This is a genomic window from Klebsiella quasivariicola (assembly GCF_002269255.1).
In the GTDB taxonomy this organism is placed as follows: Bacteria; Pseudomonadota; Gammaproteobacteria; order Enterobacterales; family Enterobacteriaceae; genus Klebsiella; species Klebsiella quasivariicola.
Window position 1 is genome coordinate 1,911,516 of the sequence record NZ_CP022823.1, and the last position, 25,542, is coordinate 1,937,057.

The following is a 25,542-nucleotide window of genomic DNA, read 5'->3' on the forward strand; positions in this document are numbered from 1 at the left end:
CGGGCGGACTCGACATCCTTGTCTCGACCGCCCTCTGGCCGCCGTCCTGGCGGCCAGTCCTGGATGCGCGCCTGCGTTCTCGCCAATTTTCCTGATGCGCCCAACCCCCCCGCTGTCACTTTTGTCCCTGTCCTGCGGCGCTTGCCTTGCTGAAAGAAAGGATGTCCCCTGCGGGACAAAAAAAGGCCCGCGGGGTCGGCGGGCAGCAAGCACAACATTTCCTGATGCGCCCAACCCCCCGCTGTTACTTTTGTCCCTGTCCTGCGGCGCTTGCCTTGCTGAAAGAAAGGATGCCCCTGCGGGGGCAAAAAAAGGCCCGCGGGGTCGGCGGGCAACAAGCAAAACGCAACGATTAAAAAACACGTTCCTCCAGAGGGTTATCCCGGTTGAGGCGCTTCGCCAGCCACGGCGGCAGCCGACCGGCCAGCATCGCGCTTACCGCGTCGCACTGAGCCTGAATCGTCGTGCCCGGCGGCGCTTTCATCGGATGGATCTGATGGCGGATCAACCTCGCGGCGGCAGGCCCGCCAATCTCCTGACAAAACAGCAGATGGCAATCCTCCAGCAGTCTGGCGCGCATCTCGCTGGCATCAGACGCCGCAGAAGAAGAGGCATAGCGGCGCAAATCCTCCAGCCAGCCGCCCTGGTCATCGAAGGCATAGATAAAAAACAGCCGGTTCTGGCCAAAATGACCATTGATGGCCAGGCCATCCTGCGAGCAAAAAGCGACCCGCAGCTGCGGCGTTCGCTGAGGGGGGCGGGCGATGCGCAAATGGCCGGGCAGTACCCCCTGCAGGCAGGCGATGACCCGCGCCCAGCGGGCCGGGGACATCACCGCCGTCGCCGAAGGAAAACTGGCGGCCAGCTGAGGCTGCGTCAGGGTGGTTAACCGTGCCGGGGTCAACGTTTCGCCGCACTCCTGCGCCAGCCAGTCGACGACTTGCACCGGCTGCAGCTCCGGCAGCGTCTGGAACAGCGCCAGCAGACGCCAGAAAAGGGTATCGTTGTCGGACATTTCCAGCTCCTTATAGCAGCGTGCTGCGGGTGGCGCGCAGGCTTATCGGGAAGACGGGTCGCCCCGGCTGCGGATTGACGTAGTAGCGACGTCCCCCTTCAAGGGCAATCGCGCCGCCCCAGCGGTCCGTCTCGTCATGTTCGACCTGGAGCACCCGGGCCTCCAGATCCTGTTTGGCGATATAGGCATACAGCGCCTCGCCGCGCTCACGGAAAATCACGATGGGCATACTCCCTCCTGGCCCCGCCTGCGGCGGGGCGCCTGATGGTTAACGAACGAGGTCGAAGCTGTAATCGGTTTTGCCCAACTGGCTGGTGCCGTGGTCCAGTTTTTCCAGCACGGCGTTCACCAGCGTCGTGACGATGTTCATTGCGCCTTCATAGCCCCAGGTGGTCTGGCGGTGCAGATGATGGCGGTCGAACAGCGGAAAGCCCAGACGGATCAGCGGCACTTCGAAGGCTTTGCCCTTTGCCAGGGTATCGCGCTGGATAAACTTGCCGTAGGAGTTACCGATCATAAAGTCCGGCTGACGGGTGAACATCAGCGACCGGAAGTGCCACAGGTCGCAGTTGATGAACACTTCGCTTTCCTGACCGTACGGCGAGGCATCAAGCATTTTCTTCATCGCTTTTTGCCAGCGTTTATTGGCGTTATGGCTGAGGATCACCGTCGGCTCGCAGCCCAGCTCCAGCAGGAAGCGCGTCAGCCCCATCACGAAATCTGGATCGCCGTAGAGGCCGAATTTTTTGCCATGCAGCCAGGTGTGGGAGTCCAGCATCATGTCGACCAGCCGGCCGCGCTCAAGGGTGAGGGCATCGGCGATCGGTTTGCCGGTCAGCTGACTGACGGTCATCAGCAGCGCGTCGGTGGCGGCCAGGCCCAGCGGAACGGCCACCTCGGTGGCGGGCTGGTTCCACATCTCCTGAACCACCTTTTTGCTTTTCACCAGCTGCCACGGCTGCAGCAGCAGGGTGTCAATGGCGTCCGGCGCGGTTTTGATCTCCTGCTGGCTGGTGCCGCCGGCGTACATCCGGTAATGGCCGTCGGCGGGGGTGTCGAGCACCTCTGATGGGTCGGAGAGCAGGCTGCACGGGACATCCATCTGCGCCATCATCCGTTTCAGCACGCGGAAGTTGCCGAGATAGGTCTCAAATCCGGTCACCAGATTGAGCTTTTGCTGTTTGCCCGGCTGCCCGGCGTAGTCAGCGGTAAAGGTCTTCGCGAACCCTTCGAACATATTGTCCCAGCCGGTGACATGGCTGCCGATAAAGCTGGGGGTATGGGCGTAAGGAATGGCGATGCTGTCGTCAACAAATCCCTCTTTTTTGGCGTTGGCGATAAACGCCTGCAGATCGTCGCCGATCACCTCGGCCATACAGGTGGTGGAGACGGCGATAATCTCGGGTTTATACAGCGCGCTGGCATTCTGCAGGCCCAGATTCATGTTGTTGTTGCCGCCGAACACCGCCGCGTCCTCGGTCATGGAGTCGGAGACGCAGGCGACCGGCTCTTTAAAATGGCGGTTAAAGTAGGTGCGAAAATAGGCGACGCAGCCCTGGGAGCCGTGCACGTAGGGCAGGGTGCCGGCGAACCCCAGCGCGCAGAGTACGGCGCCGAGCGGCTGGCAGGCTTTGGCCGGGTCGACGGTCAGCGCCTCGCGCTGGAAGTTCAGCGCTTCATACTCGGCGGTGGTGGTCCAGGCAAAAACCTCCTGCACACGCTGCGCGTCGTGCGCCTCTTCAAGGGTCTTTTTATTCTGGAACAGGGTCTGGTATTCATCCTGTTCAAACAGCGGATAACAGCTGTGAATTTTATCGATCGTTTGGCTCATGGTGTTCTCCTCCCGCGCCACAAATCGGTGGACTGACGGGACAGTGAAGGGGCAATCACGCAGACTTCAGCCACGGGGCAGTCAGTTCGTTCCACGCCGGATTGTTCAGGGTCATATCCATATCGCGGGCAAAGATGGCGAAGCCGTCATAGCCGTGATAGGGGCCGGAATAGTCCCAGGAGTGCATCTGGCGGAACGGCACCCCCATTTTCTGGAAGATATATTTCTCTTTGATCCCGGAGCCGATGAGGTCAGGTTTCAGCGCTTTGACGAAGGCCTCCAGCTCATAGCTGCTGGCATCGTCAAACAGCAGGGTGCCCTCTTTCAGGTCCGGCAGGGTGCGGTCGTAATCATCGTTATGGGCAAACTCGTAGCCGGCGGCGATGATCTCCATCCCGAGATCCTCATAGGCGCCGATGACGTGGCGCGGCCGCAGCCCCCCCATGTACAGCAGCACTTTGCGCCCCTCCAGCCGCGGGCGATATTTGGCGATGATGGCCGCCATCTGCCCCTCATATTTGGCTATCACCGCTTCCGCATTGGCGCGAATGGTGTCATCAAATTGATCGGCGATCTTGCGCAGCGATTCGGCGATTTTGGTCGGGCCGAAGAAGTTATATTCCATCCACGGGATCTGATGTTTCTCCTCCATATGGCGGGCGATATAGTTCATCGAACGGTAGCAGTGGACGAGGTTAAGCTTAACGAATGGGGTGTTCTCCATCTCCACCAGGGTGCCGTCGCCGGACCACTGCGCCACTACGCGCAGCCCCATCTCTTCCAGCAGAATGCGCGAGGCCCAGGCGTCGCCGCCGATGTTGTAATCGCCAATGATGGCAACATCATACGGGGTGCTGGCAAACGGCTGCCCTTCGCGATTGTTCAGCACCCAGTCGCGCACCACGTCGTTGGCAATATGGTGGCCCAGCGATTGCGATACGCCGCGAAAGCCTTCGCAGCGCACCGGGATCACCGGTTTATCCAGCGCCTTGCTGCTGGCGTTGGCCACGGCGCTGATGTCATCGCCGATCAGGCCCACCGGGCACTCCGACTGGATGGTGATCCCTTTGGTCAGCGGGAACAGCAGCTCCATCTCTTCGATCAGTTTGGTCAGCTTTTTATCGCCGCCGAAAACAATATCGCGCTCCTGAAAATCAGAGGTGAAGTTCAGGGTGCCGAAGCTGTCGACACCGCTGACGCCGGTATAGTAGTTGCGCCGTCCGGCGCGCGAGTACTGGCCGCAGCCGATGGGGCCGTGCGAGATATGGGCCATGTCTTTGATTGGCCCAAACACCACCCCTTTCGAGCCCGCATAGGCGCAGCCACGCACGGTCATCACCCCGGGCTGCGATTTACGGTTCGAGATAATGCACTTGCCGACGCTCTCCATCTGCGGATCGCTGATCATCATGTGCTTTCTGCGCTCTTTGCGCGCGGTTTCGGGAAACACCTCCAGGACTTCCTGGATGAGCGCAAGGTTACGTTCGCCTGTTGCGTTGGTCATGGTGAGGATCCTGTGCTCAGGCCGCGTTTTCTTCAGCGGCGGTTTTACCAATGATGCTGGTGTCTTCTTCTTCCATGATGCCGAACTCCATCAGCAGCGATTCCAGCTCGTCCATGGTGCACGGCGTCGGCACCACTTTTTTGGTGTTATTGACGATCTTCTGCGCCAGTTGACGATATTCGTTGGCCTGCTGACAGGTCGGGTCGTACTCGATCACCGTCATCCGGCGGATCTCCGCGCGCTGCACAATGTTGTCGCGGGGAACGAAGTGGATCATCTGCGTGCCAAGCTTCTCCGCCAGGGCGATGATCAGTTCGTCTTCCCGGTCGGTTTTGCGCGAGTTACAGATCAGGCCGCCGAGGCGCACCTTGCCAGATTTGGCGTACTTCACGATCCCCTTGGAGATATTGTTGGCGGCATACATCGCCATCATCTCGCCGGAGCAGACGATGTAGATCTCCTGGGCTTTGTTTTCGCGGATCGGCATGGCGAAGCCGCCGCAGACTACGTCGCCGAGGACGTCATAGAAGACGAAATCCAAATCTTCCTCATAGGCGCCTTCTTCTTCGAGGAAGTTGATGGCGGTGATCACCCCGCGTCCGGCGCAACCGACGCCTGGCTCCGGGCCGCCGGATTCGGCGCAACGGACATCGCCATAGCCGATTTGCAGCACGTCTTCGAGCTCCAGATCCTCGACCGAGCCCACTTCCGCCGCCATCTCCATGATGGTGTTCTGGGCTTTAGCGTGAAGGATCAGACGGGTGGAGTCCGCTTTCGGATCGCAGCCGACGATCATCACTTTCTTACCCATCTCGGCGAGGGCCGCGACGAGATTCTGGGTGGTGGTGGATTTACCGATACCGCCTTTACCGTAGATAGCGCATTGACGCATGGTCATGGTGACTTCTCCTGTTGTTGAGTGTTTGCCAGCAGAGAAGTGCAGGGAACGTACCAGCTGCGAATTTTTGCTCAGTTATTTGATAAATAAGTATTTTTTGTAAAACAGCCGCGCCGGGAGGCTGAGCAAACGGCACAATAACGCTACCAAATGTGCGAAACAGAACAATTTCCCGCCACGGGCCCGGCGCGGCGCTTTGTCACCTGTTCAACAGCTTGTCGCGCACAGTGTCTTATTCCCCGCAATCCTGCCGGACGGGCCTGCGCGTTTCTTCCCTTAACCTGTTGAATTGATAAGCGACAGGCGGCAATCCGCGAGCTGGCACAGGCTGTGCTTGGAGAGGTGACAGGGTTTGCCGCGGGCTGCCGCGGTAAAGAGAACGCTCACCTTTGAGGATTGAACGATGTCCGGAAACATGAAAACAATGGATGGCAACACGGCGGCGGCCTGGATCTCCTACGCCTTTACCGACGTGGCGGCCATCTACCCCATCACCCCCTCCACGCCGATGGCGGAAAATGTCGATGAATGGGCCGCTAAGGGTAAAAAGAATCTGTTTGACCAGCCGGTGCGCCTGATGGAGATGCAATCCGAAGCCGGTGCCGCCGGGGCGGTCCACGGCGCGCTGCAGGCGGGAGCGCTCACCACTACCTACACCGCCTCGCAGGGGCTGCTGCTGATGATCCCCAATTTGTACAAAATTGCCGGTGAACTGCTACCGGGCGTTTTTCACGTCAGCGCGCGGGCACTGGCGACCAATTCGCTGAATATTTTTGGCGATCACCAGGACGTGATGGCGGTACGCCAGACCGGCTGCGCCATGCTGGTGGAGAATAACGTTCAGCAGGTGATGGACCTGTCGGCGGTGGCGCACCTGGCGGCGATCGCCGGGCGGATCCCGTTTATCAACTTCTTCGACGGCTTTCGCACCTCGCACGAAATACAGAAGATTGAGGTGCTGGCGTATGAGCAACTGGCGACGCTGCTGGACCGCCCGGCGCTGGAGCGCTTTCGTCGGCAGGCGCTGCACCCGGATCATCCGGTGATCCGCGGCACCGCGCAAAATCCGGATATCTACTTCCAGGAGCGGGAGGCCGGTAACCGCTTCTACCTCGCGCTGCCCGATTTGGTGGAAAGCTATATGGCGAAGATCACCGCGCTGACCGGGCGGGAATATCACCTGTTTAATTACCACGGCGCGCCGGATGCCGAGCGGGTAATTATCGCCATGGGCTCAGTGTGCGACACCGTCCAGGAGGTGGTGGAGACGCTGAATGCGGCGGGGGAGAAGGTGGGGCTGCTCAGCGTCCATCTCTATCGGCCGTTCTCGCTGGCGCACTTTTTCGCGCAACTGCCCGCCAGCGTGCAGCGTATTGCCGTCCTTGACCGCACCAAAGAGCCGGGGGCGCAGGCGGAACCGCTGTGCCTCGACGTCAAGAACGCCTTCTATCAACGCGACGATGCGCCGCTGATCGTCGGCGGTCGCTACGCGCTCGGCGGTAAGGACGTGCTGCCCAACGATATCGCCGCGGTGTTTGACAACCTCAGGCAGCCGCTGCCGAAGGACGGCTTTACCCTGGGTATTGTCGATGATGTCACTTTTACCTCGCTGCCCGCCCGGCAGGAACCGCTGGCGGTCTCCCATGCCGGGATCACCGCCTGTAAATTCTGGGGGATGGGCTCGGACGGCACCGTCGGGGCGAACAAAAGCGCCATCAAGATCATCGGCGATAACACGCCACTCTACGCCCAGGCCTTCTTTTCCTACGACTCGAAAAAGTCCGGGGGGATCACCGTTTCGCACCTGCGCTTTGGCGACCGGCCGATCACCTCGCCCTACCTGATCCACCGGGCCGATTTTATCGCCTGCTCTCAGCAATCCTATGTCGACCGCTACGACCTGCTGGAGGGGCTGAAGCCGGGAGGCACCTTTCTGCTCAACTGCAGCTGGTCCGAGACAGAGCTGGAGCAGCACCTGCCGGTCAGCGTCCGGCGCTATCTGGCGCAGGAAAAGATCGACTTTTATACCCTTAATGCGGTGGACATTGCCCGCGAGCTGGGCCTCGGTGGGCGCTTTAACATGCTGATGCAGGCGGCGTTCTTTAAGCTGACGGCGATTATCGATCCGCAAACGGCGGCAGACTATCTCAAGCAGGCGGTGGAGAAAAGCTATGGCAGCAAAGGGGCGAGCGTCATTGAGATGAACCAGCGGGCTATCGAGCTGGGGATGGCGGCGCTGCACCGGGTGACGGTACCCGCCCACTGGGCGACCCTCGAGGCGCCGGCACCGCAGGCGAGCACCCTGATGCCGGACTTCATCCGCGATATCCTGCAGCCCATGAACCGCCAGCGTGGCGACCTGTTGCCGGTGAGCGCCTTCGCCGGAATGGAAGACGGCACCTTTCCCTCCGGCACCGCCGCCTGGGAGAAGCGCGGCATCGCGCTGGAGGTGCCGGTCTGGCAGCCTGACGGCTGTACCCAGTGTAACCAGTGCGCCTTTGTCTGCCCGCATGCGGCGATCCGCCCGGCGTTACTGAACGCTGAAGAGCAGGACACGGCTCCCGCCGGGCTGCTGAGTAAACCCGCCCAGGGGGCCAAAGACTATCACTATCATCTGGCTATCTCGCCGCTGGACTGCTCCGGCTGCGGCAACTGCGTGGAGAGCTGCCCGTCGCGCGGCAAGGCGCTGCAGATGGTCTCCCTCGACAGCCAGCGGGCGATGGCTCCGGTCTGGGATTACGCCCTGGGACTGGCGCCAAAAGATAACCCGTTTCGCAAAACGACGGTCAAAGGCAGCCAGTTCGAAACGCCGCTGCTGGAGTTTTCCGGCGCCTGCGCGGGTTGCGGAGAAACGCCCTATGCCCGGCTTATCACCCAGCTGTTTGGCGACCGGATGCTGATCGCCAACGCCACCGGCTGCTCTTCGATCTGGGGCGCCAGCGCGCCTTCGATGCCCTATACCACCAACCATCGCGGCCACGGGCCGGCGTGGGCAAACTCGCTGTTTGAGGATAACGCCGAGTTCGGCCTCGGCATGATGCTTGGCGGCCAGGCGATCCGCCAACAGATCGCCGAGGAGCTGACCGCCGCGCTGGCGCTGCCGGTCAGCGACGCGCTTCACGCCGCGATGCGGCAGTGGCTGGCGCAGCAGGATGAGGGGGAGGGGACCCGCGAGCGCGCGGACCGCCTCAGTGCGTTGCTGGCGGCGGAAAAAGAGGGCGTCCCGCTGCTGGAGCAGCTCTGGCAGAACCGCGACTATTTCGTCCGGCGTTCGCAGTGGATCTTCGGCGGCGACGGCTGGGCCTACGATATCGGCTTCGGCGGCCTCGATCATGTGCTGGCCAGTGGGGAAGACGTCAATATTCTGGTGTTTGATACCGAGGTCTACTCCAACACCGGCGGCCAGTCGTCCAAGTCGACCCCGGTGGCGGCGATCGCCAAATTTGCCGCTCAGGGGAAACGCACGCGTAAAAAAGATCTCGGCATGATGGCGATGAGCTACGGCAATGTTTACGTCGCCCAGATCGCCATGGGCGCCGATAAAGATCAGACCCTGCGGGCCATCGCCGAGGCCGAGGCCTGGCCGGGACCGTCGCTGGTGATCGCCTATGCCGCCTGTATCAACCACGGTCTGAAAGCCGGGATGCGCTGCAGTCAGCGCGAGGCGAAGCGGGCGGTGGAGGCGGGATACTGGCACCTGTGGCGCTATCATCCGCAGCGGGAAGCCGAGGGCAAAACGCCGTTTATACTGGACTCCGAAGAGCCGGAAGAGAGTTTCCGCGACTTTTTGCTCGGCGAGGTGCGCTATGCCGCGCTGCATAAAACCACGCCGGATCTGGCGGACGCGCTGTTCCGGCAAACGGAGGACGATGCCCGGGCCCGTTTCAGGCAGTATCAGCGGCTGGCGGGAGAGGAGTAGGCTGTGGGTTAGCGATTCACGGCTGCTGCATCACGTTCAGCAGCGTATCCAGCAGGCCGGGAAAACGGGCGTCCAGATCTTCCCGGCGCAGCGAAATCATGTTCTCCCGTCCCTGAGGCCGTTGCCAGATCACACCGCTGTCGCGCAGGACGCGCCAGTGGTGGGTCATGGTGGACTTGGCCACCTCTTCCTGGCGCAGGGCGTTGCAGCTCAGCTCGCTGCCGTCGGCCAGCGTGCGGATGATCTCCAGTCGCAGTGGGTTACCGAGCGCGGAAAGGACATTTTCCAGGCGAATTTGTTCTCGTTCGGGGTGATTGGCGATCATAATAATCCTGTGTCGGCAGTGGCGCGGCGCATAGCAGCCGCAGCCCATATCGGCGGCTGGCGGCTACTATACCCAAACTCCGGTTCTGATGCCACGCGCGCCGCCGCAACCTGACCAATCATAATAATAGCAAAAATAGTTCGAATATACTCGTACAGTTGTACTATGATAGGCGGCAGTTAAATGAACTGCGGATCATTCCGACCGCAGACTGACAGTCAAAACGACTAAGGACGCATCATGCCCCGACCCATCCCCCTCGAACGTTATCGCAACATCGGTATCTCCGCGCATATCGATGCCGGTAAAACCACCACCACCGAGCGCATCCTGTTTTACACCGGGATGAGCCATAAGCTGGGTGAAGTACACGATGGCGCGGCAACCACCGACTGGATGGCCCAGGAGCAAGAGCGCGGGATCACCATTACCTCGGCGGCGGTAAGCTGCTTCTGGCCGGGTATGGACCGCAGCTTCGAGCCGCACCGGATCAATATCATCGACACCCCGGGGCACGTGGATTTCACCATTGAGGTGGAACGTTCCATGCGCGTGCTCGACGGCGCGGTGATGGTGTATGACTCCGTCGGTGGGGTGCAGCCCCAGTCGGAGACCGTCTGGCGCCAGGCGAATAAATACCACGTTCCGCGGCTGGCCTTCGTCAACAAGATGGACCGCCCCGGCGCGGACTTCTTCCGCGTGGTGCAGATGATGATCGACCGTCTGAAGGCTAACCCGGTGCCGATTGTGATCCCCATTGGCGCCGAAGAGCATTTCACCGGCGTTGTCGATCTGGTGAAAATGCGCGCCATCCTGTGGGATGACGCCACCCAGGGCATGACCTTCAGCTATGGGCCTGTCCCTGACGATCTGCTGGCGACGGCACAGCAGTGGCGGGAGAAAATGGTCTCGGCGGCGGCGGAAGCCAGCGATGAGCTGATGGATAAATACCTGGAAACCGGTGAGCTGGACGAGGCGGAGATCGTTGCCGGTCTGCGCCAGCGCACGGTGAAGGGGGAAATCCAGGCGGTGCTCTGCGGGAGCGCCTTTAAAAACAAAGGCGTGCAGCGCATGCTCGATGCGGTGGTGGAGCTGATGCCGTCGCCGCTGGATATTCCGGCGATACAAGGCGTTGATGAGAAAGGCCAGCCGGCGGAACGCCATCCGAGCGACGATGAGCCGCTGTCGGCGCTGGCGTTTAAACTGATGACCGACCCCTACGTCGGCCAGCTGACCTTTATCCGCGTCTACTCCGGGACGCTGAAGAAAGGCGATGCGGTGTGGAACCCGGTGAAGGGCAAGAAAGAGCGCATCGGGCGTATCGTGCTGATGCAGGCCAACGACCGCCACGAAGTTGACGAACTGCACGCCGGGGATATCGCGGCCTGCGTCGGTCTGAAGGATGTGACCACCGGTGATACGCTGTGCGATCCGGATGCGATCATTACCCTCGAACGGATGGAGTTTCCGGAGCCGGTGATTTCGCTGGCCATCGAGCCGAAGACCAAAGCGGATCAGGAGAAAATGGGCATCGCGCTGCAGCGGCTGGCGGCGGAAGATCCGTCGTTCCGTCTACATACCGATGAAGAGTCCGGCCAGACGATTATCTCCGGCATGGGCGAGCTGCATCTGGAGATCATTGTCGACCGGATGAAGCGCGAGTTTGGCGTCGAGGCCAACATTGGTCGTCCGCAGGTCACCTACCGCGAAACCCTGCGCAAGAAAGTGATGGACGTGGAAGGCAAATTTGTGCGCCAGTCCGGCGGCAAAGGGCAGTACGGGCACGTTGTGCTGACCCTGGAGCCGCTGGAGCCGGGCAGCGGTTTCGTCTTCGAGGACGCCACCAAAGGCGGCGTGGTGCCACGCGAGTACATCCCTTCCGTGGAGAAAGGGCTGCGCGAAGCGATGGGCACCGGCGTGCTGGCGGGTTATCCGGTGGTTGACGTGAAAGCGACCCTGACCTTCGGGTCGTACCACGACGTGGACTCCTCGGAGATGGCGTTCCGCATGGCGGCGATCTTTGGCTTCCGGGAAGGCGCGCGCAAAGCGGATCCGGTGATCCTTGAGCCGGTGATGCACGTCGAGGTGGAGACGCCGGAAGAGTACGCCGGGAATATTATGGGCGATCTCTCTTCCCGTCGCGGGATGGTGCAGGGGATGGAAGAGCGCTTCGGCAGCCAGATCATCCGCGCCGACGTGCCGCTGGCGGAGATGTTTGGTTATTCCACCACGCTGCGCTCGATGTCGCAGGGACGGGCAACCTACAGCATGGAGTTCCACCATTACGCGGAAGCGCCGCGTAATGTGGCGGATGAAATCATCGCCAGCCGCGCGAAAAGCTAAGCAATGTTCCCGGGTAAGGCGTTAGCCGCAACCCGGGAATTTCAGCCAATCAGACAATATCCTGTGCGTACTGCCACAGCGCCTTCAGCTGCGCCAGCTTCTCTTTATCATCCGCATACTGCTGATACAGCATCTGCAGCTCATCGGCATAGGCTTGCAAAAACTCTGGCGTAAACACCTGACGACGGTGCTCTAACCAGCGCTGCTGCTCATGTTCATCGAGCGTGCCGGGGAAGTTGCGCGCCCGGTAGTTAAACAGCAGGCGTTCGATGCGCTTGTCGGCGAAGGTGATATCCAGCGCCGGCAGATTGCGCGGTTCGGTTTCCAGCACGATTTTCATCGCCGCGCGGTCGGCATCGCTAAAGAACCCATTGTACAGCTGGGCGTCGACGTTTTCGGACGGCACGAACGGCTCGGCTTCGGCATAGACCGCCACCACTTTCTCCCGCACCTGCGGATTCGCCCGCAGCAGCTGGGCATTCTCCAGACAGCGCTGAATGGAGATCCCCAGCCGGTCGGCATCCTGCGGGCGCAGGGTATTGGCCTGAGCCAGCACCGGACATTTATTGAGATGCACCAGCTTGATCGGCGCTGCCGGCAGATCGCCAAGCTCGGCGCGCGGGGTGTAAAGCCGCTCGCGCAAGGCATCGGCATCCAGTTCCAGCAGCGGCGCCATATCGCCCGCCAGATCGACCATAATCACCGCATTGCGGTTTTCCGGATGCCAGGCCAGGGGCGCCACCAGGCTGGTGTTGCCGCGCGCGGCGCCAAACATGCCGGAGACATGCACCAGCGGTTTCATCTGCGGCACGTCGATGAGCGTCGCCAGCTTGCGCTTATTGCGGTGGCTGTAGAGATAATCAAACAGCCGCGGCTGCCGGGTTTTCACCAGCTTCGCCATGGCGATGGTGGCGTACACATCGGCCATCGCGTCATGGGCGTTCTGGTGTTCAATACCGTTGGCGACGGTCAGATGTTCAAGCCGGAAGCTCGGCAACCCTTCGTCATTCTCCGGCCAGGCGATCCCTTCCGGGCGCAGGGCATAGCAGGCGCGCATCACGTCGAGCAGATCCCAGCGCGAGTTATCGTGCTGCCAGCTCCAGGCATAAGGGTCATAGAAGTTGCGATAGAAGATATTCCGCGTCACTTCGTCATCAAAGCGCACGTTGTTATAGCCGACGATACAGGTTTGCGGCACCGTGAACAGATCGTGGATGCGGCGGGCAAACGCGGCCTCATTATCCCCTTTGGCCAGCGCTTCCTGCGGGGTGATCCCGGTGATCATCACCGCCTGCGGCTGCGGCAGGTAATCGTCAGCGGGTTTGCAGTAAAACACTTCGGGCTCGCCGAGCACATTCAGCTCCGCGTCGGTGCGGATGGCGGCGAACTGCGCCGGCCGGTCGAGGGAAGGGCTGGTGCCGAAGGTTTCATAATCGTGGAATAAAAATCCGGGCTGGTTGACGCTATCTTGCATAGTCTGTTCATTATCCGTGGTGGCGTGCGACCGGTATGGTAAACGATTTGCCCGGTCATCAGAAGGGTCGCGGCAAGCAACTTCCTCTGCTGTGTCATATTTTCTTGCAATTAAACCCTGATATGAAACGCGAAGTTCCGTAAAAAGGACGGCGGATCTGTAAATCTAGAGGATATGCCGTTGAAAGGCCGTTTGTTTATTGCTGTATCTTTGCTCGCTTCGAGCGTTTCCTGCGCATTTGCCGTCGACTTACCTGCTACGGTCGCGCCGCCTTCCATTCAGGCTGGCTCCTGGGTGCTGATGGATTACACCACCGGTCAGGTCCTGACCGCGGGTAACGAACATCAGCAGCGCAATCCTGCCAGTCTGACCAAACTGATGACCGGCTACGTGGTCGATCGCGCCATCGACAGCCATCGTATCACCTTTGACGATATCGTCACCGTGGGTAAAGACGCCTGGGCGAAGGGCAACCCGGTGTTCGACGGGTCATCGCTGATGTTCTTAAAGCCAGGGGATCGCGTCAGCGTCCGCGACCTCAGCCGCGGGCTGATTGTCGACTCCGGTAACGACGCCTGCGTCGCGCTGGCCGACTATGTCGCCGGCGGCCAGCCGCAGTTTGTCGCCCTGATGAATCAGTATGTCGAAAAACTGCACCTGCGGGACACCCATTTCGAAACCGTCCACGGCCTCGACGCTCCGGGCCAGCACAGTTCGGCCTATGACCTCGCGGTGCTCTCGCGGGCGATTATTCATGGCGAACCTGACGTCTACCACATGTACAGCCAGAAAAGCCTGACGTGGAACGGGATCACCCAGCAAAACCGTAACGGTCTGCTGTGGGATAAAACCATGAACGTCGATGGCCTGAAAACGGGCCACACCTCGGGCGCCGGGTTCAACCTGATCGCCTCGGCGGTGGATGGCCAGCGCCGGCTGATCGCCGTGGTGATGGGGGCGGACAGTCCGAAAGGCCGCGAGCAGCAGGCCGCTAAACTGTTGCACTGGGGGCAGCAGAACTTCGACACCGTGCAGGTGCTGCAGAAGGGCCAGAAGGTCGGCAGCGAACGCATCTGGTACGGAGATAAAGAGCAGATTAAGCTCGGCACCGATCAGGATTTCTGGTTAGCGCTGCCGAAGGCGGAAGTGTCGCGGATTAAAGCGAAATATGTGCTGGATAAGAAGGATCTGGAGGCGCCGATCGCCGCCAACCAGCGGGTCGGCGAGATTTCGCTGTATGACGGCGACAAGGTGGTGGGGCACTATCCGCTGGTCACCCTCGAAAGCATCAATAAAGGCGGGGTGTTCTCGCGAATGAGCGATTACCTGCACCACGAGCTGTAACCATGATAACCGCCTCTTTGCAGGCGGTTTTTTTTCGTCTGTCGCTCCTGCTGGCGGGGCGCCTGTTTTTTCAGCAGTGTGATGGCGACTCTGTGAATTCGCGCACATACTGAGGGGGGATCTCCTGTTAAATTAACTGTATATTAATACAGTCCTTTATTTCCAAAGGAGGCAAGATGAACTACAGCGTCACCACCCTCGGCAAGAAAACCATTGCCGGTTTCCATCTGGTCGGGCCCTGGGAGCACACGGTCAAGCAGGGGTTTGAGCAACTGATGATGTGGGTTGAGAACCGTCAGGTGCCCGCCCGGGAATGGGTGGCCGTCTACTACGATAACCCGGAGGAAGTGCCAGCGGAAAAACTGCGCTGCGCGACGGCGGTGACCGTTGATGAGAATTACGTCATTCCCGCCAACAGCGAAGGGGTGATACTGACGGCGATTGCCGGCGGGGATTACGCCTGCGCCCGCGCGCGGGTGGTGGATTACGACTTCGCCACCCCGTGGATGCAGTTTTTTGACAGCCTGCAGCAGAGCACGGCGTATCGCATCGCCCCCCAGCCCTGCTTTGAGGTCTATCTTAACGACGGCAACCACGACGGCTACTGGGATATCGACATGTATGTTCCCGTTGAGCGCGTCGCGTCGTAGCGGTTTACCCCTGTTTCGGACAAGGTTTTTTACATTCCCGGCATGCTCCGGGCGAAAAAGCAGTTACAATTGGCCTTTTCGTTTTGCCGGAGAGGGTTGTGCGCGCTGATAAATCACTCAAGCCATTTGAGATCCGCTTGTATCGCCATTATCGGGTGGTGCATGGTGTGCGGATTGCGCTGGCCTTTGTGCTCACCTTTTTGCTGGTGCGGCTGCTGAACGTGCCTGAGGGAACCTGGCCTCTCATCACTCTGGTGGTGGTGATGGGGCCGATCTCCTTCTGGGGTAACGTCGTGCCGCGGGCGTTTCAGCGTATCGGCGGCACGATCCTCGGTTCGGCGCTGGGGCTGGTGGCGCTGAAGCTTGAGCTCATCTCTCTGCCGCTGATGGTCCTCTGGTGCGCGGCGGCGATGTTCCTCTGCGGCTGGCTGGCGCTGGGCAAGAAACCCTATCAGGCGCTGCTGATCGGCATTACTCTGTCGGTGGTGGTCGGGGCGCCGCCCGGCGATATGCATACCGCGCTGTGGCGAAGCGGCGACGTGATCTTCGGCTCGCTGCTGGCGATGCTGTTTACCGGCATCTGGCCGCAGCGGGCGTTCATCCACTGGCGCATCCAGATGGCCAGCTATGTCACCAACTTTAACCGCCTCTACCAGGCCGGCTTCTCGCCAAATCTGGTGGATCGACCGCGGCTGGAAAAGCATCTCCAGCAGGCGCTGAACGACGTGGTTAAAATGCGCGGGCTGATCACCCCCGCCAGCAAAGAGACGCACATCCAGAAGGCGATCTTCGAGGCTATCCAGACCGTCAGCCGCAACCTCGTCTGCATGCTGGAGCTGCAGATCAACGCCTGGTGGGCAACGCGTCCGGGTCACTTTGTGATGCTCAATGCGCACACCCTGCGGGAGACGCAGCAGATGACCCAGCAGACGCTGTTGTCCATCGCCCACGCGCTGTACGAAGGGAACCCTCAGCCTGTGCGCGCCAACAATGAAAAGCTGACTGAGATCGTCCTCGAACTGCGCCAGCTGCTGAAAGAGCAGGGTGATGACGGCCTGGCGGAAACCCCGGTCCATGGCTATGTTTGGCTCTCAATCGAACTGGCGCGCCAGCTGGAGCTGCTCTCGCATCTGATCTGCCGCGCGTTGCGCAAATAAACACCAGATGCACCGGGTAACCACATGGGTTGTTTCGATTCAGCAGCGTTTAGGGTTATGATAAACGCAAAGGAAAAAACATTGTCATCAGCGGCTGCTAGCAGTTATGTTAGCCCTATAACGCAGTCGCTTTACGAATCCGAATCTCAATTATTAGGGGTGTAAAAATGGAAACAACTAAGCCTTCTTTCCAGGACGTACTGGAGTTTGTTCGTCTGTACCGTCGTAAGAACAAACTGCAGCGTGAAATTCAGGACGTTGAGAAAAAGATCCGTGATAACCAGAAGCGCGTTCTGCTGCTGGACAACCTCAGCGACTACATCAAACCGGGCATGAGCGTGGAAGCCATCCAGGGCATCATCGCCAGCATGAAGAGCGATTACGAAGATCGCGTTGATGATTACATCATCAAAAATGCCGAGCTGTCCAAAGAGCGCCGCGACATCTCGAAAAAACTGAAAGTGATGGGCGAAGCCAAAGTCGAAAGCTAAACCCTGCCGGTCCGGCGGCGGTCAGCGTCGCCGGGCTGTTCCGCGTTTCCCTCTCTTCCCTGCTTTTTTCTGCGAAAACTTTGTTCCGGCAACTGCCTCTCCTCACCGACACTTTGCTATACTGGCCCGCGAAAAACGTATTGATATCGGAAAGGTTTCTCTCATCCTGGCCGGGCATCTGACGCAGCGGCGTCAGGGCGATATCTCAACACCTCTCACCTCTCCGACGATCGATTCGCCAGAAGACAAACTCAGGTGCTGACCGGGCGCGACAGAACTCTTCCGCTGCTTTCGCCGACAGGAGTCAACCTCACGTGATTAAGTCATTCTTTGCTGCACTCTCGTTTATCAGCCGCCTGCCGGTCCCGGCGCGGTTATCTCAGGGCCTGGAGATCGAACAGTACCAGCGCAGTATCGTCACCTTTCCGCTGGTCGGTTTACTGCTTGGCGCCATCGCCGGCGCGGTGGCGCTCCTCCTGCATCCGTGGTGCGGCGTCCCGCTGGCGGCGCTGTTCGGCGTGCTGGCGCTGGCGCTGCTCACCGGCGGATTCCATCTTGACGGGCTGGCTGATACCTGCGACGGCATTTTCTCCGCCCGCACCCGCGATCGGATGCTGGAGATCATGCGCGACAGCCGGCTGGGCACCCACGGCGGGCTGGCGCTGATCTTCGTACTGGTAGCGAAAGTGCTGGCGATCGGCGAGCTGCTGCTGCGTGATATCCACCCCATCGCAGCCCTGGCGGCGGCCTGCGCCGTCGGTCGCGGGATGGCGGTGCTGCTGATGTATCGTCATCGCTATGCGCGGGAAAAGGGGCTGGGCAATCTGTTTATCGGCAAAATTAGCCTGCAGCAGACGCTGGTGACGATGGCGATGGCGATCGCGCTGGCCACCGCCCTGCTGGGGCTGCAGGGGCTGCGCGCCGCGCTGATCACCCTGGTGCTGATCTGGGGTCTGGGATGGGCGCTGAAGCGAACCCTCGGCGGGCAGACCGGAGATACCCTCGGGGCGGCGATTGAGCTGGGCGAATTACTCTTTTTACTGGCGCTGCTGTAAGGCCTGACGCCAACGGTGAGGAACAGAATGGAAACACTTTCGGCGTTACTGGCTGCCATTCCGCAGCCCGATGTGGCGGCCATGGCGCGCGCTCAGCAGCATATTGATGGCCTGTTAAAGCCGCCCGGCAGCCTTGGCCGTCTGGAGTCGCTGGCGGTGCAGCTGGCCGGTCTGCCTGGCTTGCAGGGGCAGCTGGCGCTGGCGGAGAAAGCGATCGTGGTCATGTGCGCCGACCATGGCGTCTGGCATGAAGGCGTGACCCCTTCGCCGCAGGGGGTGACGGCCATTCATGCCGGCAATATGGTGCGGGGCAACACCGGCGTCTGCGTGCTGGCGGCGCAGGCCGGGGCCAGGGTGCAGGTGGTGGATGTCGGCATCGATGCCGACCCGCTGCCGGGCCTGATTAACCTCAAGGTGGCCCGCGGTAGCGGGAATATCGCCCGGACGGCGGCGATGAGTCGCCAGCAGGCGGAGACGGTGCTGCTGGCCAGCATGCATCTCACCCGCCAGCTCGCCGCCGACGGGGTGAAATTTTTTGGCGTCGGCGAACTGGGAATGGCCAATACCACCCCGGCCGCAGCCGTGATCAGTGTCCTGACGGGCAGCGATCCTGACGCCGTGGTGGGCTGTGGGGCCAATCTGCCGCTGGCGCAGCGGGGCCATAAGGTGGCGGTGGTGCGCCAGGCGATAGCCCTTAACCAGCCGAACCCGGAAGAGGGGCTGGATGTCCTGGCGAAGGTGGGCGGTTACGATCTGGTGGGCATGACCGGGGTGATCCTCGGGGCGGCCTCCTGTGGCCTGCCGGTGGTGCTGGATGGCTTCCTCTCCTATGCCTCTGCCCTGGCCGCCTGCCGCATGGCCCCGTCGGCGCACCCTTATCTTATTCCTTCACACCTGTCGGCGGAGAAAGGAGCGCAGATCGCCCTCGACGCGCTGGGTCTGCGGCCGTATCTCGATATGGACATGCGCCTGGGAGAGGGCAGCGGCGCCGCGCTGGCGATGCACCTGTTGGATGCCGCCAGCGTGATGTACAACCAGATGGGAACGCTGGCGCAGAGCAATATTGTGTTGCCCGATAGCGCGCCGTCATCCTGATGGTAAAGCGCATCGTCCCGCGATGGGGGCGATGCGCCGGGTTTACAGGGCCTGCTGCCAGACCGCCTGGGGTAGGAGATAAACCTTCGCCGGGGCGCGCATGCCGTCGGTGACAATATGGCGGATGCCGCTGGCCATCACCGCGAGGGTGACGTCAAAGGCGTTCAGGCTGTCGCCGAAGCCCGCGGTCAGATTGAGCATTGAACCATTGGCCAGCAGATAGACGGTTTTGTCGGCCATGCGGTAGGCGTTGATATACGGCATCACCTCTTCCTGGGGGTACTGGCGCAGGTACTCGCCGTCGATCTCTTCCGCCACGTGGCCGACGTTAAGGATAAAGACTCCCGCTTTCGCGCGGTCCAGCGCCTGGCGATTAACCACGTTTTTACCGCCTGTCGCCGTGGCCACCACGTCCGCCGAGGCGATCGCCTCCTGCAAATCCACCACGTGCCAGCCGTCGTAAGCCGCCTGCAGACGGCGGGCAGGATCGATCTCCGCCACCATCACCTGGCCACCAAAGGCTTTCGCCGCCGCGGCGACACCCTGACCGACCAGGCCGTAGCCGATCACCAGCACTTTTTTCTCATGCAGGGTGAGATGAGTGGTCTGGAAGAAGGTGTGCCAGGCGGTGAGACCGACCATATGGCGGTTGTGCAGCCCCTCTTTTACCGGCAGATCGTCCCAGTTAAAGATCGGATAACCGGGCTGAATATCGCCCAGGCGACTGACGCCGGAGCCGGTGGCTTCCAGACCGGCCACGATGTTCCCGAATTCGCCGCGCTGGTGGAGCAGGGTGGTGATATCGGCGCCCATTTCGCACAGATGGGTTGGCTGCCAGGCAATTGCCTTTTCCCATGACTGATGCCAGTCGGCATCGCGCATATTGCGCCACGCGCAGGCCTCGGCGCCGCGCTCCACCAGCCAGGCTACCACCTCGTCCTGCACGGTGGTGGGGTTACAGGTGGTTAAAAAGACCTGAGCGCCCTTGTCGAGGATCCCCTGCACCAGCGGGATCATTTTCATGTCGAGGTGCATACAGCAGGCCAGACGCACGCCGCTGAGGTCGGGCAGCGCGGCGACCTGACGCAGGGTACGCGGCATATTCTGGCTGGCCCATGCCACTTCTTTCGCTAAAGAGATTTTATTATTCACTGGGTTATGACCTTCAATTCGCAAAAGGGGTATCCCCCTGACCGAAAAGGGATTCTATCAGCCCCCGCGAGAATTCACAGCACAATGCCGTCGGACATCGCCGCCCGCGCTATCCCCTGCGAAAGACAGGGTTGTTAATTTAAGGTTAAAAAAAGAAAATAAAATATAAGTAATTCCTATGACCTAAGCGATAAAGCGATGTTGAGTGTCATTTCTGCGGGGCTGTTTTCACGGCTGCGGATTTTCCTTGGGCGCCTGAAGCCGCACGCGCTGCCGGTGGCCCGCCGGCATATCGTGCTGGGATCTATTGGCGCCGGCACCGGGCTGGCGGTAACCAGCATGTTCAGCCACTGGCTGCTCGGCGAAGTCAATTTGTGGTTTATTGCCCCCATGGGCGCGTCGGCGGTGCTGTTATTTGGCGTGCCGAGCAGCCCGCTGGCGCAGCCGTGGTCGATTGTCGGCGGCAACGTGCTGTCGGCGCTGATCGGCGTCACGGTCGGTATGCTGGTCCCCGATGCGGCGCTGGCCTGCGGTCTGGCGGCGGCTCTGGCCATCGCCGGGATGTATTTTCTGCGCTGTCTGCATCCCCCCGGCGGCGCGGTGGCCCTGACGGCGATCCTCGGCGGCGCCGGGGTGCACAGCGAAGGCTATCACTTTGTGCTGACCCCGGTGCTCCTCAACTCGCTGATGCTGGCGCTGCTGGCTATTGTGTTTAATAACCTGGTTGGCCGCCGTTATCCGCATCCGCTGGCGGCAGAGGAGGTCAAATCCAGGGCGGTGCCGCTGGGTATTTCGGTCACCCGGGAAGATATTCACGCCGCGCTGCTGGAAGGCCAGTTCCTCGACATTGATGAAGACGATGTCCAGGAGTTGCTGGAGAATATCGAGCAGCAGGCGCGGCAGCGTATCGCGACGGCAGCCCGCCGCTAAGGGCGTACAGCGGGCTGCGGATTACAGATCGCCGGTAAGATACTGCGCGACCCCGCGGCCAAAGCTCCAGTCGCCTTTCTGGTTACTGATAATCGACACCATCAGATCATCGCCGCTCAGGCCGCAGTGTTCCGCCAGCTCCTCCTGCAAAATGGCGAAGAAGCGCTGCTTCTGCGCCTCGCTGCGCGGGCTGGTATAGACCCGCACCACCACCAGATCCCGCGTGCGGGTCAGTCCGAGGCCGGTATCTTCAATCACCATATGGTGGGCTTTGTTTTCATGAACAATCTGGTAACGGTCGCGTTCTGGTACCTCGAAGGCGCGTAGCACGGCGCGATGGGCGGCATCCAGCAGGGTTTTGACCTCCTGTTCCGTACGGCCTTCAATCAGGTCAAATGTCAGTAATGGCATGCAGGTGCTCCTTATCGTTAGGGAATAATGATGGGCTCAACAAGATGCTAGCCGATGCCGCCGTCGGCAAAAACCGCTATAGTTGAATACATTGTTTTTACTGGTGAACAATCACATGAGCGAGAGTCGTCCGGAGAGTTACTGGCTCCATCTGTACTGGCTGACGGTGCTGGAAGAACAAAAAAGCTATACCCGGGCCGCGGAAAAGCTGGGGATCAGCAAGTCGGCTATCAGCCAGAAAATCAGCGAGCTGGAGCGGGTGATCGGTAAAACCCTCGTCCATCGCACCACCCGCAGCGTGAGCCTCAGCGACGACGGACTGCGGCTGGTGGCGGAACTCAACGAGCCGTTTGGTCAGTTGCGGGATATTTTCACCGTCGCCTGCGATGAGGGCGGGCCGCTGCGGGGAACGCTGCGCCTGACCGCGCCGGTGGCCTTTTCCCGCCAGCAGCTGGTCCCGGCGATCGCGCCGTTTTTGCATCAGCATCCCCAGCTGCATTTGCAGCTGGAGGTGACCGACCGGCTGGTCTCTCTGGCCAGCGAAGGGTTCGATCTTGCCATCCGCCACTGTCGGCGCGAGGCGTTCCCGGACACCCACGTCGCCTGGCCGCTGTGTCACACTGCGACGCTGATCGTGGCGTCCGCCGACTATATTCGCCGCCATGGCCGCCCGGAGACCCCCGACGATCTGCGCCACCACCAGTGCCTGACCTATCCCCGCGGGCCACAGCGCCCGCAGTGGACGTTCACCTCCCGCCAGACGCCCGATGCACGGGTGACGATCAACGTGCAGGGGCCGTTCGCTACGAATAACAGCGAGTCGCTACGTGATGCGGTGCTGGCGGGGCTGGGGGTGGCGCTGCTGCCGGATTTCAGCGCCCGGGAGGCCATCGGTCGCGGGCTGGTGCAGGAGCTGCTGCCGGCGTGGCAGCCGGTGGAGGTGTTTGCCGATAAGCTGTACGTCATCCGGCCCTATACCCCGCGCGTGTCGCGCGCGGTGGAAACCTTCAGCCGCTACCTGAAAGCGACCTTCAGCGAGCCGCGTCCAGCTCCCGCGCCAGCGCCTCGCTAAAGCGGGGAAGCAGATGGCGCTCGCCGGGAAGCCGTTGTGCGAGGGTGATGGTTTTGTCGGCGCAATAGACCCGCTCGCTGCCGAGCTGCGCTTCGAAGGCGTTTGCCGCCTGATGCGCCGCGGTAAGATCAGCGTCAATAAGGATCACCGCATGGGCCAGCACGACATGGCCGCGGCCTGCCGCCAGCGGCCGCCAGTACTGGGCGGTGCCAACAATCTTGCGCGCCGCCTCGCCCTCTCCGCAGGCGAGGTTGTACCGGCCATCGCAAAAGGAACCGTTTACCGCCCGGGCGTGGCTGGCAACGCCGAAGCGCGCCAGGGTACGCTGCAGCACAGCGCACAGCGAGTGATAGATAGGTTCGGCGGCCTCGCCGAGCGGCTGCTGCACCGGCCAGGCGAGGCTAAGGTTGATAATACCCGGCCCCTGGGGTACCAGACCGCCCCCGGAGCGGCGGAGCCATACCGGCCAGCCGCGCGCGGCAAAATGCGCGCTGACCGCCGGCAGATCCGCAAACTGACGATAGCTCCCCGGCACCACAAATCCCTGCGGTGCCTGCCAGAGCTGGGCGACGGCTTCCCCGGCGCAGGCTTTGGCAAACAGCGGCTGTTCCGCCTGGGTGGGGTCCTCGCAAAACTGCAGCGCCAGCGAGGAGGGGGTAAAACGGCGAGGCCAGCAGTCGGCCAGCGATAACAGAGACATGCATTCTCCTTACCGGAGGGCGCGGGTCACGCCCTCCGCTTGTGGGTCAGTGGACGGTCTGTTTTTTCATCAGCAGGGCGGTGAGCGCCGACAGCAGGCATCCCGCGGTCAGATAGAGGGCCACGCTGTGCCATGAACCGCCGGAGAAGGTGACCAGCGCCGCGGCGATAAACGGCGTAAAACCGCCGCCGACCACGCTCGCCACCTGGTAGCCGACGCCGGCGCCGCTATAGCGATAGCTGGCGCCGAACAGCTCGGTAAACATCGGCTGCTGGACGCAGACCACCATATCATGGGCGATATTGGCCAGCATCAGGGCGAAGAACAGGATCCAGAAAACAGACTGACTCTCCAGCGCCATAAAGAACGGAAAACCGCTCAGCGTGCCGATCAGCGCGCCGGTGATATAGATCCGTCGGCGACCAAAGCGGTCTGCCAGCCAGGCGAAGCAGGGGATAGTCAGGCAGCTAAGACCGCCCACCAGCAGGCCGATGTTGAGAAACAGCTCGCGCGACAGGCCGAGGTTTTGCGTGGAATAGTTGAGGGCGAAGGCGGTGACGATATACATCGTCAGCAGTTCGCACAGCCGCAGGGCGATAATCAGTAAAAACGCTCCCGGATGGCGAAGCAGGGCTTCCACCACCGGTAGTCGCTTTTTCTCCGGCTGAAGGTTGGCCTGGCTCTGCTGCGCTTCAAATTCCTGCGATTCCGCCATGCCGTTACGGATCCACAGCGCAATAAGGACCAGCACCACGCTGAACAGGAACGGTAAGCGCCAGCCCCAGTTGAGGAACTGCTCGTCGGTGGTCAGGCTGCTGATCAGCGATACCAGTCCGGTGGAGAGCAGCAGGCCGACGCCGTAACCCACCTGCACCCCGCTGCTGTAAAAGGCTTTTTTCCCTTTCGGCGCATTTTCGACGGAGAGCAGCGCGGCGCCGCCCCATTCGCCGCCGACGGCAAATCCCTGCACTGCCCGCAGGAACACCAGCAGCACCGGCGCCCACCAGCCAATCTGATTGAACGAGGGGAGCAGGCCAATACAGGCGGTGGCGATGCCCATCATCCAGACGGTCATCATCAGCATCCGTTTGCGCCCGAGACGGTCGCCAAAATGACCAAAGATGATGCCGCCGAGCGGGCGGAAGAGAAACCCGACGCCAAAGGTCGCGAACGCCGCCAGCGTCCCCATCGCCGGACCAATCTGCGGGAAAAACTCGCGGTTGAATACCAGCGCGGCGGTAATGCCATAGAGAAGAAAATCGTACCAGTCGACCACGGCGCCGGCAAAACTGCCCCATGCCGCCCGACGGGCGCGATGCAGTGCATCCGCTGGCTCGGCGGGCTGCACGCTTATTGTTGAATCCATACCCTGTCCTGTCAGTCACGTAATTTGTCGTTATTGGAATGAGACGCTTTTACCCTGGCGCCTGTCCTGAGACTACCGTGCCGTGCCGGTTCAGGAAAGCGATTTGCATGGCAAAAAACAGAATGGTGCAAAAAATAAGCGACTGGAATGGCGGGCGAAATCACAACCTGTGGTAAACATTCTGGCAATTTGTCCACCAGCTTATACTTTTAATTAAATCAACGGATAGCAAAGAGGGACATCTTTTAAGAATTGACGTAAATGGTTTACACTTAACACGTCTCCTTCTCTGGAATGGTGAGTTAAATGCGTTTACTTCTTGCAGTTTTATTTTGTTCTGTGATGTTACCTTCTGCTTACGCTGAAAAACTGCCTGCGCCGACAGGAAAACCTGTGCTGACCATTTCCGGAAAAATCGGAAATACAAACGTCGGTGACAAGGCCGTTTTTGATCTCGCAATGCTGGAAAAACTGGGGATGAAGACGGTGGAAACCACCACCCCCTGGTACACCGGTAAGGTCCGTTTTGACGGCATTCCCCTTAATAAACTCATGGATTTAGTCGGCGCGAAAGGCACATCTGCTCGCGTGCTGGCGCTGAACGACTACACGACCATTATCCCGATGGATGATTTTTATAAATTCCCGGTCATTATGGCGTTAAAAATGAACGGCGAATATATGCGTATTCGAGATAAAGGCCCATTATTTATCGTCTACCCTTACGACAGTAGTGCTGAATTACAGAACCAGATCTATTATTCCCGATCGGCCTGGCAAGTTTCAAAGATTATTATAGAATAAGGGTTG

At 60.6% G+C, this 25,542-nt stretch carries 22 protein-coding genes; 11 read left to right on the forward strand and 11 right to left on the reverse strand.

Going from position 1 to position 25,542, the window contains the following annotated elements:
• Nucleotides 1–352 precede the first annotated feature (352 nt).
• From B8P98_RS09565 to nifH, 5 genes are read right to left on the reverse strand one after another with little or no spacing between them, the layout of a single operon-like run.
• The gene (locus B8P98_RS09565; RefSeq protein WP_049137988.1) at nt 353–1,015 is read right to left on the reverse strand and encodes a NifB/NifX family molybdenum-iron cluster-binding protein; all 663 of its coding nucleotides are present in this window, start codon (nt 1,013–1,015) and stop codon (nt 353–355) included.
• A 10-nt stretch (nt 1,016–1,025) separates the two neighbouring features.
• A complete protein-coding gene (gene nifT, locus B8P98_RS09570; protein WP_004203557.1) occupies nt 1,026–1,244 on the reverse strand; it encodes a putative nitrogen fixation protein NifT in 219 nt (72 codons plus the stop codon).
• A 39-nt stretch (nt 1,245–1,283) separates the two neighbouring features.
• Nucleotides 1,284–2,846, reverse strand: coding sequence for a nitrogenase molybdenum-iron protein subunit beta (gene nifK / locus B8P98_RS09575; RefSeq protein WP_095032925.1), 1,563 nt, complete (start codon nt 2,844–2,846; stop codon nt 1,284–1,286).
• Nucleotides 2,847–2,901: 55 nt separating this feature from the next.
• Nucleotides 2,902–4,350, reverse strand: coding sequence for a nitrogenase molybdenum-iron protein alpha chain (gene nifD / locus B8P98_RS09580; protein WP_012541112.1), 1,449 nt, complete (start codon nt 4,348–4,350; stop codon nt 2,902–2,904).
• A 16-nt stretch (nt 4,351–4,366) separates the two neighbouring features.
• Nucleotides 4,367–5,248: a nitrogenase iron protein gene (gene nifH / locus B8P98_RS09585; protein ID WP_004203553.1), complete on the reverse strand. Its 882-nt coding sequence runs from the start codon at nt 5,246–5,248 to the stop codon at nt 4,367–4,369.
• Between the two features lie 403 nt (nt 5,249–5,651).
• Here nifH and nifJ point away from each other — a divergent pair, with 403 nt between their 5' ends.
• Nucleotides 5,652–9,167 (forward strand): pyruvate:ferredoxin (flavodoxin) oxidoreductase, encoded by a 3,516-nt coding sequence (gene nifJ / locus B8P98_RS09590; RefSeq protein ID WP_025711189.1) that lies wholly within the window; start codon nt 5,652–5,654, stop codon nt 9,165–9,167.
• Between the two features lie 16 nt (nt 9,168–9,183).
• On the opposite strand, the gene B8P98_RS09595 is transcribed toward nifJ, so the two are convergent.
• The gene (locus tag B8P98_RS09595) at nt 9,184–9,492 is read right to left on the reverse strand and encodes an ArsR/SmtB family transcription factor (RefSeq protein ID WP_008804136.1); all 309 of its coding nucleotides are present in this window, start codon (nt 9,490–9,492) and stop codon (nt 9,184–9,186) included.
• A 240-nt stretch (nt 9,493–9,732) separates the two neighbouring features.
• Between B8P98_RS09595 and fusA the strand changes: the two genes are divergently transcribed.
• Nucleotides 9,733–11,835 carry an elongation factor G gene (fusA, locus tag B8P98_RS09600; protein ID WP_016161446.1) on the forward strand — a complete coding sequence of 701 codons (2,103 nt, stop codon included), beginning with the start codon at nt 9,733–9,735 and terminating at the stop codon, nt 11,833–11,835.
• 49 nt (nt 11,836–11,884) lie between these two features.
• On the opposite strand, the gene sbcB is transcribed toward fusA, so the two are convergent.
• Nucleotides 11,885–13,309 carry an exodeoxyribonuclease I gene (gene sbcB / locus B8P98_RS09605; RefSeq protein WP_021313318.1) on the reverse strand — a complete coding sequence of 475 codons (1,425 nt, stop codon included), beginning with the start codon at nt 13,307–13,309 and terminating at the stop codon, nt 11,885–11,887.
• Between the two features lie 180 nt (nt 13,310–13,489).
• Between sbcB and dacD the strand changes: the two genes are divergently transcribed.
• From dacD to cobT, 6 genes are all read left to right on the forward strand, one after another.
• Nucleotides 13,490–14,653, forward strand: coding sequence for a serine-type D-Ala-D-Ala carboxypeptidase DacD (dacD, locus tag B8P98_RS09610; RefSeq protein ID WP_025711187.1), 1,164 nt, complete (start codon nt 13,490–13,492; stop codon nt 14,651–14,653).
• 176 nt (nt 14,654–14,829) lie between these two features.
• Nucleotides 14,830–15,303: a DNA gyrase inhibitor SbmC gene (gene sbmC / locus B8P98_RS09615; RefSeq protein ID WP_025711186.1), complete on the forward strand. Its 474-nt coding sequence runs from the start codon at nt 14,830–14,832 to the stop codon at nt 15,301–15,303.
• 98 nt (nt 15,304–15,401) lie between these two features.
• The gene (locus B8P98_RS09620) at nt 15,402–16,460 is read left to right on the forward strand and encodes an FUSC family protein (protein ID WP_002911885.1); all 1,059 of its coding nucleotides are present in this window, start codon (nt 15,402–15,404) and stop codon (nt 16,458–16,460) included.
• Between the two features lie 167 nt (nt 16,461–16,627).
• The gene (locus tag B8P98_RS09625; RefSeq protein ID WP_022631342.1) at nt 16,628–16,951 is read left to right on the forward strand and encodes a DUF496 family protein; all 324 of its coding nucleotides are present in this window, start codon (nt 16,628–16,630) and stop codon (nt 16,949–16,951) included.
• A 314-nt stretch (nt 16,952–17,265) separates the two neighbouring features.
• On the forward strand, nt 17,266–18,006 hold the full coding sequence (gene cobS / locus B8P98_RS09630; RefSeq protein ID WP_025711185.1) for an adenosylcobinamide-GDP ribazoletransferase: 741 nt from the start codon (nt 17,266–17,268) through the stop codon (nt 18,004–18,006).
• Between the two features lie 27 nt (nt 18,007–18,033).
• Complete coding sequence (gene cobT / locus B8P98_RS09635) at nt 18,034–19,101, forward strand: nicotinate-nucleotide--dimethylbenzimidazole phosphoribosyltransferase (RefSeq protein WP_080897498.1); 1,068 nt, start codon at nt 18,034–18,036, stop codon at nt 19,099–19,101.
• 42 nt (nt 19,102–19,143) lie between these two features.
• Here the strand turns inward: cobT and B8P98_RS09640 are convergent, their stop codons facing one another.
• On the reverse strand, nt 19,144–20,253 hold the full coding sequence (locus B8P98_RS09640) for an adenosylhomocysteinase (RefSeq protein ID WP_095032926.1): 1,110 nt from the start codon (nt 20,251–20,253) through the stop codon (nt 19,144–19,146).
• 198 nt (nt 20,254–20,451) lie between these two features.
• Here B8P98_RS09640 and B8P98_RS09645 point away from each other — a divergent pair, with 198 nt between their 5' ends.
• Complete coding sequence (locus B8P98_RS09645; RefSeq protein WP_080897500.1) at nt 20,452–21,183, forward strand: HPP family protein; 732 nt, start codon at nt 20,452–20,454, stop codon at nt 21,181–21,183.
• Between the two features lie 21 nt (nt 21,184–21,204).
• Here B8P98_RS09645 and B8P98_RS09650 read toward each other — a convergent pair whose 3' ends face one another.
• Nucleotides 21,205–21,594 (reverse strand): tautomerase family protein, encoded by a 390-nt coding sequence (locus B8P98_RS09650; RefSeq protein ID WP_004175282.1) that lies wholly within the window; start codon nt 21,592–21,594, stop codon nt 21,205–21,207.
• A gap of 115 nt (nt 21,595–21,709) precedes the next feature.
• On the opposite strand from B8P98_RS09650, the gene B8P98_RS09655 reads away from it, so the two are divergent.
• Complete coding sequence (locus B8P98_RS09655) at nt 21,710–22,666, forward strand: LysR family transcriptional regulator (protein WP_025711182.1); 957 nt, start codon at nt 21,710–21,712, stop codon at nt 22,664–22,666.
• Here the strand turns inward: B8P98_RS09655 and B8P98_RS09660 are convergent.
• Both B8P98_RS09660 and shiA read right to left on the reverse strand, forming a co-directional pair.
• On the reverse strand, nt 22,626–23,366 hold the full coding sequence (locus B8P98_RS09660) for a lipoyl protein ligase domain-containing protein (protein ID WP_025711181.1): 741 nt from the start codon (nt 23,364–23,366) through the stop codon (nt 22,626–22,628). The two genes, B8P98_RS09655 and B8P98_RS09660, sit on opposite strands and share 41 nt — an antisense overlap.
• A 46-nt stretch (nt 23,367–23,412) precedes the next feature.
• On the reverse strand, nt 23,413–24,732 hold the full coding sequence (gene shiA / locus B8P98_RS09665) for a shikimate transporter (protein ID WP_025711180.1): 1,320 nt from the start codon (nt 24,730–24,732) through the stop codon (nt 23,413–23,415).
• A 306-nt stretch (nt 24,733–25,038) separates the two neighbouring features.
• Between shiA and B8P98_RS09675 the strand changes: the two genes are divergently transcribed.
• Entirely contained in the window at nt 25,039–25,536 is a 498-nt protein-coding gene (locus tag B8P98_RS09675) for a putative pterin-binding protein (RefSeq protein ID WP_042929064.1), read from the forward strand.
• The last annotated feature ends 6 nt before the right edge of the window (nt 25,537–25,542 follow it).